Below are 12,446 nucleotides of genomic sequence, written 5' to 3' on the forward strand. Positions count from 1 at the left end.
TATCGTTATTTTTGTTTTTTAAGTTCTGCAACTTCTCTTTTTAAATCTGCCAATTCCTTATATATTTCAGGCAATTTCTGAACCAAGGCTTGTGACTTAAAATAAGAAAGTTTACTCATTGGAGGAGTTCCTATAAGCATTTGATTACTTTTTAGATTGCCGATAATACCACTTTTTGCACCTAGAAATACTTTATCACCAATCTCAATATGTCCAGCTATACCAACTTGACCTCCAAACATACACCATTGACCAACCTTTGTGCTGCCTGCAATACCAACTTGTGCTGACATTACAGTATTTTCACCAACTTCAACGTTGTGTCCTATTTGTATAAGATTGTCTAATTTGACACCTCTGCGTATAACAGTACTGCCCATAGTAGAGCGGTCTACACATGTGTTAGCACCAATTTCAACATCATCCTCGATAGTTACTATCCCTATTTGTGGAATTTTGTCATATCCATCCTTTCCATTAGGAGCAAATCCAAAACCGTCAGCGCCAATAACGCTTCCTGAATGGATAGTTACACTGTTTCCTAATTTACATCCTATATAAATAGTAACGTTTGGATATATGATACAATCATTGCCCAATTTTACATTGTCTCCAATGACTGTATTCGGATATATTTGGCATCCGTCACCAACAACAGCTCCGTCACCTATACATGCAAAGGCTCCAATATATACATCCTTGCCAATTTGAGCAGTAGGAGAGATGAAAGCTAAAGAATTAATACCATTCTTTTTAGGGCGCATAGCTGCGTCGTACATCTGTAGTAGCTTTGCCACGCAATCACGAGCATTGGCTACACGAATTATAGTGGCTTCGACAGGCTTATCTAATATTAAAGTTTCATCAACAAGAACTACTGATGACTTTGTATCATAAATGTAATGAGTATATTTGGGGTTCGAAAGGAATGAGATTGCTCCCGGTACACCTTCCTCTATTTTTGCAAATGTATTGATTGTTACGTTTTCATCACCCTCAATACTACCCTGAATAAATTGGGCTATTTGTTTTGCTGTAAATTCCATATTTATATATCAAATTCTATAATAATTTTGCAAATATAGCAATTTTTATTCAGTTATAGTTAATAACTAAGATATTATTTGATTTTTAATGCTGTGATAGTCATAGAATACACATTGTAATATGACTGAAGATGAGTTTATGCAAGCTTTGATAGTTCGTTAGCCATTTCTAGCTGAATATCATGAGCCTTTACCGCAGCTACATCTGCATAATCAGTGCCATTGCTGGCAAAAATTATACCACGTGAAGAATTTACAAGTAATCCGCAATCCTTTATCATTCCATATTGGCATACTTCCTGCAAACTACCTCCTTGAGCACCGACACCAGGAACTAACAAGAAATGATTAGGTGCAATTTTGCGAATGTCTTCAAACATTTTTCCTTGTGTTGCACCAACAACATACATCATGTTATCTTCATTTCCCCATTCCTGACTTTTACTCAATACTTTTTCAAAGAGTCTTTCACCATTTTTATCCTCAATAAGTTGGAAATCATGGCTTCCCTTATTGCTAGTAAGAGCCAATAATATAACCCATTTATCTTTATATTCTAGAAATGGTTTAACACTGTCCTCACCCATATAAGGAGCAACAGTCAAAGCATCTAAATTATATTCTTCAAAAAATGTTTTAGCATACATTGTGCTAGTATTACCTATATCACCTCGTTTAGCATCTGCTATAATAAAATGATCAGGATATGCTGACTTTAAATAACTTATGGTGCGCTCAAAAGCGATCATACCTTTAATACCATAGCATTCGTAAAAAGCCAAATTTGGTTTATATGCTACACAATATTCAGCAGTAGCATCAATGATGGCTTTATTAAAAGCAAATATCGGATCTTCTTCTTTCAATAAATGTTTAGGTATTTTATTCATATCGACATCAAGGCCAACACACAAAAAACTTTTTTTATTGAATATCTGCTTTACTAAATCCGTTCTATTCATAATAAGTAACTCTTTTGATTCTTATATTTACAAACTTTCGGCCTTAAGTTTCTCGGCATTTTCAGCCACTGTTAAGGCATCTATCATCTCTTGAATGTTTCCACCAAGAAATCCCTGAAGGTCATGGGTTGTAAAACCGATACGATGATCTGTGACACGTCCCTGTGGGAAATTATATGTTCGAATTTTTGCAGAACGGTCACCTGTTGATACAAGACTTTTTCTTCTGCTAGCAATATCGTCTACATATTTCTGATGTTCACGATCATGGATGAAAGTATACAAACGACTTAAAGCACGTTCCTTATTCTTTGGCTGGTCACGTGTCTCAGTACATTCAATAAGAATCTCTTCTACTTCGCCTGTATTTGGATTTTTCCAAGGATAACGCAATCTTACTCCAGATTCCACCTTGTTAACGTTCTGACCACCAGCACCACTAGAACGGAATGTGTCCCATTTGACGTTACCTTCATTGATGTTAACTTCAAATTTGTCAGCTTCAGGCAACACTGCAACAGTGGCAGCACTTGTCTGCATTCTACCTTGAGATTCTGTAGATGGCACACGTTGCACACGATGCACACCACTTTCATATTTCATAGTGCCATACACATCTGGTCCATTAATTACGAAATCAATCTCCTTGTATCCACCGACAGCACCTTCAGATATATCAGTAATAATAAGATTCCAGCCCTTTATATCGCTATATCTTTTATACATGTTGAATAAATCACCTGCAAATAATGCAGCTTCATCACCACCAGCACCAGCTCTAATTTCCATTTGGACATTTTTAGCGTCTTCAGGATCTTTAGGAACTAAAAGCATTTTGATTTTCTCTTCAATTTGTGGTTGTAGAGTTTCATTTTCTTGCAATTCCTCACGAGCCATTTCTTTCATGTCAACTTCATTCTCATTTGTAAGAATATCTTTTGCTTCCTTGATAGAATTCAGGCAAGCAAGATACTCCTTACGTGCATTCATTAGGTCACCAAGGTCTTTCCATTCCTTTGTGAGTTTTACATATCGTGATTGATCTGCTATTACATCAGGATCAGTGATAAGTGTACTGACTTCTTCGAAACGGCTCTCAAGTCCGTCTAATTTCTCTAATATGTTATTATTATCTGGCATATATGTATATTAGTTGTTATCTTTTTGTGATATATTATCCTAAAGGTTTTGCAACCTTTATTTTAATATTCATAAGTTCCGAATTCTGACTTAATTGTCAGACTCTTCTTTCCTTCTTCAATGTGACCTACAATTTGTGCATCAATGTTAAACTCTTTGCTAATTTTGATTATCTCATCAGCAAATTCTGGTTTAACATATATCTCCATTCTATGTCCCATATTGAAGACTTGATACATTTCTTTCCAATCAGTTCCAGAACACTCTTTTATCGCTCTGAATAATGGTGGAATAGGGAACATGTTATCCTTAATAACTTTACAGTTATCGCTTACGAAATGTAACACTTTGGTTTGTGCACCACCGGTACAATGCACCATACCATGAATTTCTGGACGTAGCTTATCAAGTATTTTCTTAATAACTGGCGCATAAGTACGGGTAGGAGAGAGTACTAATTCTCCAGCGTTCAAAGGACTACCTTCTACAGCATCAGTTAATTTATATTTACCACTGAAAACTAATTCTTCAGGGACAGCATGGTCATAGCTCTCTGGGAATTTTTCTGCAAGATATTTTGAGAATACATCATGTCTAGCACTGGTAAGTCCATTACTTCCCATACCTCCATTATACTTCTTCTCGTATGTTGCCTGACCAGTAGAACTCAATCCAACAATAACATCACCAGGACGTATGTTTGCATTGTCAATAACATCACTGCGCTTCATTCTGCAAGTTACTGTAGAATCAACAATAATAGTTCTTACAAGATCACCGACATCAGCAGTTTCGCCTCCGGTTGGATAAATACCGATGCCCATATTACGCATTTCTGCTAAAAGTTCATCAGTACCGTTTATAATAGCAGATATCAAGTCACCAGGAATCAACATCTTGTTTCTTCCAATTGTACTTGATACAAGAATGTTGTCTACAGCACCAATACAAAGTAAATCGTCTGTATTCATTACGATTGCATCTTGGGCGATACCTTTCCAAACATCCAAATCTCCAGTTTCTTTCCAATACATGTATGCAAGCGACGATTTTGTACCTGCTCCATCTGCATGCATAATATTGCAATATTCAGGATCTCCACCTAGAATATCAGGAATTACTTTACAGAATGCCTGTGGAAAGATTCCCTTATCTATATTTTTGATCGCATTATGCACATCCTCTTTTGCAGCGGATACACCGCGCATCATATATCTATTATCCATAATATTTATATATCATTATCAATCTTCGTTCCAAAATTCCCAACTGGCAAAGGCCTGCAATAACAGCATTTCTAAACCATTTTTTACAGTAGCGCCTTGTTTTGCCCCTTTTTGCATAAACAATGTCATGTCTGGATTATATATTAAATCATACAATAGCGTATGATTATCCATATATTCGTATGGCAAATCAGGACATTCGTCTGCACGTGGATACATTCCGCATGGGGTACAATTCACTACTACATTATATTCCTTAATAAGTTCGGGTGTAATTTTATTATACTGAATAGCATTAGGGCGTTCACTTCTACTTACAAAAAGGGTTTCAAGTCCTAAAGACTTCAAACCATAATTAATAGCCTTTGATGCACCGCCGGTACCTAAAATTAAAGCCTTCTTATGACATTTTTCAATTAAAGGTTCAATACTCCTCGTGAATCCAATAACATCACTATTAAATCCTTTTAGAATCGTATTCTTACCCTTATGTGAAATACGGATAACATTTACAGCACCTATAGCCTTTGCTTCTGGACTGATTTCATCAAGATAATTAATAACTTTCTCTTTATAAGGGATAGTTACATTAAGTCCTTTCAGTTCAGGATTGGATGCTATAATCTCAGGCATTGTCTCAATGTTAGGTATCTCAAAATTGATATACTTAGCATTGATATTTTCGTTCTCGAACTTTTCATTGAAATAGCCAATAGAAAACGAATGCCCCAGTGGCATACCTATTAATCCATATTTATCCATATTTGTGATGTTTAAGAAAAATAATAATAGCTTTTATTTAGTAGCGAAATACATTGTGCATATACCAAATGTCAATCGCTTGAAACTAGCCTTTTCAAAACCGGCCTTATGTAATATTTCCAACATCACTTCCCCTTGTGGGAAAGCTTCTATTGTAGCTGTTAAATACTCGTATGCGTTGCAATCTTTTGAGATTAGCTTTCCATAAGTCGGAAGAATAGTATGTGAGTATATCTTAAATAACTGATGCATTGGGAAACCAACAGGTTGGGTGAGTTCTACAATACTCAGGTGTCCACCTTTTTTGAGTACTCTATACATTTCGCATAAGCCCTTATCTAAGTCCTGAAAATTACGAATTCCAAAAGATGCAGTTACAGCATCAAATGTGTCATTTTCGAAAGAAAGGTTTAAACAATCTTCTTTTTTAAACGAAATAACATCTTGCAATCCTTCCTTTAGGACTTTTTGTCTGCCGACATTCATCATTCCTTCTGAAATATCAGCTCCAACAAGAGCTTCAGGCTCCAGCATCTTTGCAGATAAAATTGCAAAGTCACCGGTTCCTGTCGCTATATCTAAAATGTTCATAGGCTTGAAAGGCGCCAACTGTTTTATAGCTTTTTTACGCCATCCTTTGTCTATGTCCCATGAGAGCCTATGATTTAGAGCGTCATAAGTTGGGGCAATATTATCAAACATCTGTTCAACTAATTTGCCCTTGTCTTCGTCTCTGCCATAAGGCTTTATCTTCTCTTGTTTATACATCATTTAGTATTATGTACACCACTAACTATTTTTAAGCTATTTAGTGTTTTGCAATTTTGAGATACTCAGATACGTTCTTCTCAATTCTAGCAGAAATATCTTCTGAATCTACAGACTTGTCAAGCTTCTCACCAGTAATATGCTCATAAAGTTCAATATATCTCAGGCTAACGCTTTCTGCATATTCGTCAGTAATTTCAGGCATTGTCTGACCTGGCTCATTCATGAAATTGTGTTCGATAAGCCATTGACGAACGAACTCTTTAGAAAGCTGTTTCTGAGGCTCACCAGCATTGAATTTTCTTTCATATCCATCAGCATAAAAATAACGGCTTGAATCTGGAGTATGAATCTCATCAATTAAGTAAACCTTATCATCACGCTTTCCGAATTCATATTTTGTATCAACAAGAATAAGTCCTTGTTTCTTGGCAATTTCCTGACCACGCTTAAATAGCTTCTTAGTGTAGTCTTCCATTACCTCATAATCTTCTTTTGAAACAATACCTTGAGAGATGATTTCCTCTTTTGAGATATTCATATCATGACCCTCGTCAGCTTTTGTAGTAGGAGTGACTATTGGCTCTGGGAAATACTGATTTTCTTTCATTCCGTCTGGAAGTTTTACTCCACAAAGTTCTCTGCATCCTTCGCTATAAGAACGCCATGCACTTCCTGTAAGAATTGAGCGAATAATCATTTCAACACGAAATCCTTCACATTTAAGTCCTACTGTAACCATTGGGTCTGGTGTAGCAAGTTTCCAATTTGGACAGATGTCGCTAGTTGCATCAAGAAATTTTGCAGCTATCTGGTTTAGCACTTGTCCCTTAAAAGGAATACCTTTTGGCAGGACTACGTCAAAAGCCGAAATTCTGTCTGTTGCAACCATGACCATGAGGTCATCATTAATGTTGTAAACGTCACGAACTTTGCCGTGGTAAACACTCTTCTGTCCATCGAAATGGAAATCCGTTTTAGTTAAAGCCTTCATTTTAAATATTAATTAATATCGTTGTCAATCTTTTCGAATATCGTAAACTCTTCCTCATCATTAAAGTGTTCACGTCGTTGTGCTTTCTTAATATTGTTTTCTTCCTTTTCTTTTTCCTTTGCCTTATCATATTTGTCATAAGCATTTACAATGCGAGTAACAAGTTTATGTCTGACAATATCCTTTTGAGTAAGATTCACAATACTAATGCCATCAACATGTTCAAGAATCTTCAGTGCTTCCTTGAGTCCACTTCTTTGGTCTCTAGGTAAGTCTATCTGTGTAACATCTCCAGTTATAATCATTCTTGTGCTAGAGCCCATTCTGGTCAGAAACATTCTGATTTGTTGAGATGTTGTGTTTTGTGCCTCATCAAGAATTACAACTGCATCGCTTAGAGTTCTACCTCTCATAAAAGCTAATGGAGCAATCTGTATGATACGTTTTTCCATCATGTCCTGTAATTTTGCCGCAGGAATCATGTCTTCCAAAGCATCATACAGAGGTTGTAAATACGGATCGATCTTGTCTTTCATGTCACCAGGAAGGAAACCAAGTTTTTCACCAGCTTCAACTGCGGGACGACTCAAAATAATCTTTTTTGCAGTCTTCTCTTTCAAAGCCTTTACCGCTAAAGCTATACTAAGATAGGTTTTACCAGTTCCAGCAGGACCAACAGCAAATGTCATGTCGGTCTTTTCAAATGCGTCAATAAGTTTTTGTTGATTTTCGGAGCGACTCTTGATAGGTCTTCCGGATATATTGTAAACCAATACACCTTTAGTTGCGTCAGACTTGGTTTTCTTTCCTTTTATGATGTCAAGAATATCCTCGTCTGTAATCGAATTGTATTTCAAAACGTGCAGACGCATAGTTTCAATGTCTTCTTCTATTTTAGCCATTTCCTCCTCATCGCCTAAAACCCTTATCACATTATCACGTGCAACGATCCTGAGTTTGGGGAATAGTGATTTAATCATTTGTAAATGACTATTATTGACGCCATAGAAGACTACCGTGTCAATTTCTTCCAGAACTATATGCTTCTCTATCAAAGTGTGAGATACTTAAATTTTAGGTGCAAAATTATTGTTTTTTTTTGAGATTACCAAATATTTAGTATATCTTTGCATGACTAAAAATGAAGTTTATAGAATCATGAAGATATCAAAGAATAGATTTTTACAGGGTTTTGGTATTATTGTTGTGCTACTTGGCATAATTAGATGCTCGTTTCCGAATATTGTAAAAACGCATATTAGTATATCAAAGTCTGATAGTTCATGCAATAAAACGCCCATAAAATCTATTGAAAATACAGATAAGTTTTCACAAAACATACCTGTAGCTTCTAAATTCTTTAAAAAAGATGGCTCGTTAGTGAAAAATAAAATATATAGCGTTCCTAATTTTGGTGTAGCTTTCCCTGATCAGAATGACGTTCAATTGATTTCTGCAAGGAAATATGGAGTAAATCCTGTTCAGAATCGTAACGAAGCTGGACAACGAATTAGTGAACTTGTATATATTGGCAGCAATCCATATTTTTATGTTGACAACTTAAAATCGAGTATTCCATACCTTGTACCACGTGCTGCAGTTTTACTTCAAGACATTGGACGTAACTTCTTTGATTCACTGCAAGTTAAAAGAATTCCATTGCATAAAATTATTATTACTAGTGCCATGCGTTCAAAGTCGGATGTTCAAAAATTAAGAAGTCATAATGGTAACGCTACACAAAATAGTTGTCACCTTTATGGAACCACCGTAGACGTATGTTACAACAGATATAAAACTGTAGAAGCTCCTGGTGAGAATAGACGTAAAGTAACAAACGATACCTTGAAGTGGGTTTTAAGTGAAGTCCTCAATGATATGCGTAAACAAAATCGCTGTCACATCAAATATGAAGTTCATCAAGGATGTTTTCATTTAACGGTTAAATAGGAATCTCCTTGCTTGATGTTTTTATCCTTTAGATAATTCATAAAAAGGTTTGTAAATTCATAATTTTTCAGACCCCATTTTGGTGCTATAAGCATATCTGCTGGTGACTGACTAACAAAGCGCTCCAACACTATATTTGGATTGAGATTACGAATATATTCTGCTAATAATTGTATATATTCATCAACGCTGTAAACACCAAACTGCTTTTCTGCATATTGCGTGGCTAGTTTGGTTCCTTTTATTACTTGCAGCTGATGAATTTTAAGAATATCTATTGGAAGTTGTGAAATTGTTTTGGCTTGCTTCAAGCATTCTTCAGCATCTTCACCAGGCAAGCCTAATATTACATGGGCACAGCATAAAATTCCGCGTTCATGTGTTTTCTGTATTGCTTTGCGGCTACACTCAAAGTCATGCCCTCTGTTTATATCTTTCAGTGTTTTGTCGTTAGCGCTCTCAATACCATATTCAATTATAACGAAAGTGCATTCTTTTAGTTCTTTAAGAAAATCAAGCAACTCATCGCTAACGCAGTCTGGACGAGTACCAATTACTATTCCCACAACGTCTTCTGTTTCCAAAGCTTCAAGATACATTTTCTTTAACTCGTCAAGTGGCGCATAAGTATTTGTAAAAGCTTGAAAATATGCTAAGTATTTCATGTCAGGATACTTGCTCCTAAAGAACTCTTTGCCTTCTTCAATCTGTTGAGATATAGATTTTTCAGGATTACAATACGATGGATTAAATGTTTTGTTATCGCAAAACACACATCCTCCGTAGCTGATTCTGCCATCTCTGTTTGGACATGAAAATCCTGCATCAATACTTATCTTTTGCACCTTATAAGGTAATACAGTTTTTATCCAAGTAGAAAAATCATTATAATATCCATTCATGTTGCAAAGGTATGAAAAAAAATGTCCACGAATTATTACTTTTACTTTATTTTGCTGTTATTTAGTAACAAAAATACGAATATTATAAATTATTTGTTTTGTTTTTTATCATTGCTAGCTTATAATAGATATTTTTTCATTAATTTTGTATTCAAATTTTAAACACTTAATTTTCATCTTATGAAGAAATTTTTTGTAATGTGTATATCTTTAATTTTTGCGTCATCCCAAATGAATGCCAATAAGATAATAACACTGAAAGATGTTACAGGAAACACCTTTTCACCGCAGTATGTTACAGGCGTAAATCCACTTCCAGGAACAGATCAATATGCTAATATTAGCGAAAATAAGAAGCAAATTCTTACTTACTCTTTCAAAAGCGGAAAGCAAACAGGAGTTATGTTTGATGTGGATAATACTCAGGGCGATAAAATCAAAGACTTTGACGGATATATATTATCACCGGATTCTAAATATCTACTTATTCAGACAGATACTCGTAAAATTTACAGACGTTCTTTTACGGCTGTATATTATATATATAATGTGGCAAGTCGCAAACTTGAGAAACTTTCTGACGGAGGTCCACAACAAATTCCTACTTGGTCACCAGACGGACAACAGATAGCATTTGTAAGAGACAATAATATTTTCCTTGTAAAACTGTTATATGGAAACTCAGAAAGTCAGATTACTAAGGATGGAAAATTCAACGAAATAATCAACGGTGTACCTGATTGGGTAAACGAAGAGGAGTTTTCTACAAATAAATCTTTATGCTTCACTGCTGATAGCAAGATGATATGTTGGGTGAAATATGATGAAAGTGGAGTAAAACAATATCCATTGGAATATTATAAAGGAGAAGCTCCAAGCATTGATGGCAACTCTGTTTATCCTAGTATATATTCATATAAATACCCAAAAGCAGGAGAAGATAATTCTATCGTATCTGTTTGGAGTTATAATATAGGTAGTCATAAAACGAATAAACTTCAAGTTCCTTTAAATTCAGACGGATATGTACCAAGAATAAAGCCAACAAGTGAAGCTGAGAAGATTATTGTTTTCACAATGAATCGTTATCAAGATGAACTCAATCTATATAGTGTAAATCCACGTACTACGACATCACAGCTTTTGATAAAAGAAAAGACTGATAAGTATGTCAAGGAAGAAGCGATGGAAGATATTATCATAGGTAAGAATTCTATTATTTTCCCAAGTGATCGCGATGGTTACATGCACCTATACCAATATAGTATGAATGGCAGTTTGTTACGCAAAATTAGTAACGGGAATTATGATGTAACTAGCGTTTATGGATTTGACGAAGCATCAGGAGATGTTTATTATCAGGCAGCGGCCCTTAACGCACACGATAGACAGATATATATTTCAAAAAAGAACGGAAATATCGAAAGACTGACAAATGCAGCTGGATACAACTCTGCTATATTCTCTGGTGATTATAAATATTTCTTAAATACATGGGGTGATTATAATAATCCTTACGTTTTCACTATTAGAAATAATGATGGAAAAATCATATCAACTCCTGTTACCAACAATGAACTAAAAGAAAAGATAAAGGAATATGGTTTCACACCACGTGAAGAGTTCTCATTTACTACATCAGAAGGTGTAAAACTTGACGGTTGGATGGTTAAACCAGCTAACTTTGATAAGAGCAAAAGGTATCCTGTAATCATGTTCCAATATAGTGGTCCTGGAAGCCAACAGGTTTTAAATTCATGGAGTGCAGGTTCTATGGGAAATGGCGGTGCATTTGACCAGTATTTAGCACAACAAGGATTTATTATTGTATGTGTTGATGGTCGCGGTACTGGCGGCAGAGGTTCTGATTTTGAAAAATGCACGTATCTTAAAATGGGTGAATTGGAATCTAAAGATCAAGTTGAAACAGCACTATGGTTGGGCAAACAAGAATATGTTGATAAAAACAAGATTGGCATCTGGGGATGGAGCTTTGGAGGATTTAATACATTGATGTCAATGAGTGAGGGAACTCCTGTATTTGCAGCGGGTGTTGCTGTAGCCCCACCAACAAACTGGCATTTCTATGACACAATATATACCGAGCGCTATATGAGAACACCAAAGGAAAACGCACATGGATATGCAACAAATCCAATAGAACGTGCAAATAATCTTCATGGTGCATTACTTATATGCCACGGTCTTGCAGATGACAATGTTCATCCACAAAACACCATAGAATATTCTGAAGCATTAGTTCAAGCAGACAAAGACTTTAAAGAGAATTTCTATACGAATAGGAATCATGGTATAAGTGGTGGTAACACCCGAAATCATTTGTTAAGACAAATAACAACTTGGTTTACAGAACATCTTAAATAATAAAATGGGCAGGAATTAAGTTTCCTGCCCATTGTTTTTTTATTCTATTATTCCAGCATTTAGCCAAGACTTAACTAAACTGTTAACGTCTGATTTAGCTGTAATCTCATCTACTTCATATTCTTCTGTTAACAATTTAACAAGTTCATCTTCAGAGAAATCTTTGTCCTGAATATTTTTCCAAAGATAGGCTGAACTTTCATTCATACTAATGATATTGCTGAAATCTATATTTTCTTCACCTTCGGCGATAATTACATTTTCACCACATATCTGGCGAAGATTAAATCCTCTTTTTGTCTTCATTTCTT

The 12,446-nt window shown here is 35.4% G+C and carries 12 protein-coding genes; 2 read left to right on the top strand and 10 right to left on the bottom strand.

Features of this window, described 5'->3' with window-relative positions; all coding sequences use genetic code 11:
• Positions 1–5 precede the first annotated feature (5 nt).
• From lpxD to HEQ28_RS03290, 8 genes are all read right to left on the bottom strand, one after another.
• On the bottom strand, positions 6–1,046 hold the full coding sequence (gene lpxD, locus HEQ28_RS03255) for a UDP-3-O-(3-hydroxymyristoyl)glucosamine N-acyltransferase (protein WP_434503752.1): 1,041 nt from the start codon (positions 1,044–1,046) through the stop codon (positions 6–8).
• A 137-nt stretch (positions 1,047–1,183) separates the two neighbouring features.
• On the bottom strand, positions 1,184–2,008 hold the full coding sequence (pyrF, locus tag HEQ28_RS03260) for an orotidine-5'-phosphate decarboxylase (protein WP_434503753.1): 825 nt from the start codon (positions 2,006–2,008) through the stop codon (positions 1,184–1,186).
• 27 nt (positions 2,009–2,035) lie between these two features.
• Positions 2,036–3,148 (bottom strand): peptide chain release factor 1, encoded by a 1,113-nt coding sequence (gene prfA / locus HEQ28_RS03265; RefSeq protein WP_434503754.1) that lies wholly within the window; start codon positions 3,146–3,148, stop codon positions 2,036–2,038.
• Positions 3,149–3,210: 62 nt separating this feature from the next.
• Entirely contained in the window at positions 3,211–4,374 is a 1,164-nt protein-coding gene (locus HEQ28_RS03270; RefSeq protein ID WP_434503755.1) for an AIR synthase-related protein, read from the bottom strand.
• 18 nt (positions 4,375–4,392) lie between these two features.
• Positions 4,393–5,136: a shikimate dehydrogenase family protein gene (locus HEQ28_RS03275; protein WP_434503757.1), complete on the bottom strand. Its 744-nt coding sequence runs from the start codon at positions 5,134–5,136 to the stop codon at positions 4,393–4,395.
• 33 nt (positions 5,137–5,169) lie between these two features.
• A complete protein-coding gene (gene ubiE / locus HEQ28_RS03280) occupies positions 5,170–5,904 on the bottom strand; it encodes a bifunctional demethylmenaquinone methyltransferase/2-methoxy-6-polyprenyl-1,4-benzoquinol methylase UbiE (protein ID WP_434504416.1) in 735 nt (244 codons plus the stop codon).
• 40 nt (positions 5,905–5,944) lie between these two features.
• Positions 5,945–6,898 (bottom strand): phosphoribosylaminoimidazolesuccinocarboxamide synthase, encoded by a 954-nt coding sequence (locus tag HEQ28_RS03285; protein ID WP_434503758.1) that lies wholly within the window; start codon positions 6,896–6,898, stop codon positions 5,945–5,947.
• A gap of 8 nt (positions 6,899–6,906) precedes the next feature.
• Positions 6,907–7,953 (bottom strand): PhoH family protein, encoded by a 1,047-nt coding sequence (locus tag HEQ28_RS03290; protein WP_434503759.1) that lies wholly within the window; start codon positions 7,951–7,953, stop codon positions 6,907–6,909.
• A 103-nt stretch (positions 7,954–8,056) separates the two neighbouring features.
• On the opposite strand from HEQ28_RS03290, the gene HEQ28_RS03295 reads away from it, so the two are divergent.
• Positions 8,057–8,848, top strand: coding sequence for a DUF5715 family protein (locus HEQ28_RS03295; RefSeq protein ID WP_434503760.1), 792 nt, complete (start codon positions 8,057–8,059; stop codon positions 8,846–8,848).
• Here the strand turns inward: HEQ28_RS03295 and HEQ28_RS03300 are convergent.
• Entirely contained in the window at positions 8,830–9,750 is a 921-nt protein-coding gene (locus tag HEQ28_RS03300) for a TIGR01212 family radical SAM protein (RefSeq protein WP_434503761.1), read from the bottom strand. The genes HEQ28_RS03295 and HEQ28_RS03300 overlap by 19 nt on opposite strands.
• 180 nt (positions 9,751–9,930) lie before the next feature.
• Here HEQ28_RS03300 and HEQ28_RS03305 point away from each other — a divergent pair, with 180 nt between their 5' ends.
• Positions 9,931–12,135 carry a S9 family peptidase gene (locus HEQ28_RS03305; RefSeq protein WP_434503762.1) on the top strand — a complete coding sequence of 735 codons (2,205 nt, stop codon included), beginning with the start codon at positions 9,931–9,933 and terminating at the stop codon, positions 12,133–12,135.
• A 39-nt stretch (positions 12,136–12,174) separates the two neighbouring features.
• On the opposite strand, the gene HEQ28_RS03310 is transcribed toward HEQ28_RS03305, so the two are convergent.
• Positions 12,175–12,441 (bottom strand): PqqD family protein, encoded by a 267-nt coding sequence (locus tag HEQ28_RS03310; protein WP_434503763.1) that lies wholly within the window; start codon positions 12,439–12,441, stop codon positions 12,175–12,177.
• Between the last annotated feature and the right edge of the window lie 5 nt (positions 12,442–12,446).

The organism is Prevotella sp. (assembly GCF_051059605.1).
In the GTDB taxonomy this organism is placed as follows: Bacteria; Bacteroidota; Bacteroidia; order Bacteroidales; family Bacteroidaceae; genus Prevotella.

Excerpts from the sequence above, each read along its gene's own strand:
- HEQ28_RS03295 (WP_434503760.1), top strand. The coding sequence starts at position 8,057 with ATGAAGATATCAAAGAATAGATTTTTACAGGGTTTTGGTATTATTGTT.
- HEQ28_RS03310 (WP_434503763.1), bottom strand. The coding sequence starts at position 12,441 with ATGAAGACAAAAAGAGGATTTAATCTTCGCCAGATATGTGGTGAAAAT.
- HEQ28_RS03275 (WP_434503757.1), bottom strand. The coding sequence starts at position 5,136 with ATGGATAAATATGGATTAATAGGTATGCCACTGGGGCATTCGTTTTCT.
- pyrF (WP_434503753.1), bottom strand. The coding sequence starts at position 2,008 with ATGAATAGAACGGATTTAGTAAAGCAGATATTCAATAAAAAAAGTTTT.
- ubiE (WP_434504416.1), bottom strand. The coding sequence starts at position 5,904 with ATGTATAAACAAGAGAAGATAAAGCCTTATGGCAGAGACGAAGACAAG.
- HEQ28_RS03305 (WP_434503762.1), top strand. The coding sequence starts at position 9,931 with ATGAAGAAATTTTTTGTAATGTGTATATCTTTAATTTTTGCGTCATCC.
- prfA (WP_434503754.1), bottom strand. The coding sequence starts at position 3,148 with ATGCCAGATAATAATAACATATTAGAGAAATTAGACGGACTTGAGAGC.
- HEQ28_RS03285 (WP_434503758.1), bottom strand. The coding sequence starts at position 6,898 with ATGAAGGCTTTAACTAAAACGGATTTCCATTTCGATGGACAGAAGAGT.
- lpxD (WP_434503752.1), bottom strand. The coding sequence starts at position 1,046 with ATGGAATTTACAGCAAAACAAATAGCCCAATTTATTCAGGGTAGTATT.
- HEQ28_RS03300 (WP_434503761.1), bottom strand. The coding sequence starts at position 9,750 with ATGAATGGATATTATAATGATTTTTCTACTTGGATAAAAACTGTATTA.
- HEQ28_RS03270 (WP_434503755.1), bottom strand. The coding sequence starts at position 4,374 with ATGGATAATAGATATATGATGCGCGGTGTATCCGCTGCAAAAGAGGAT.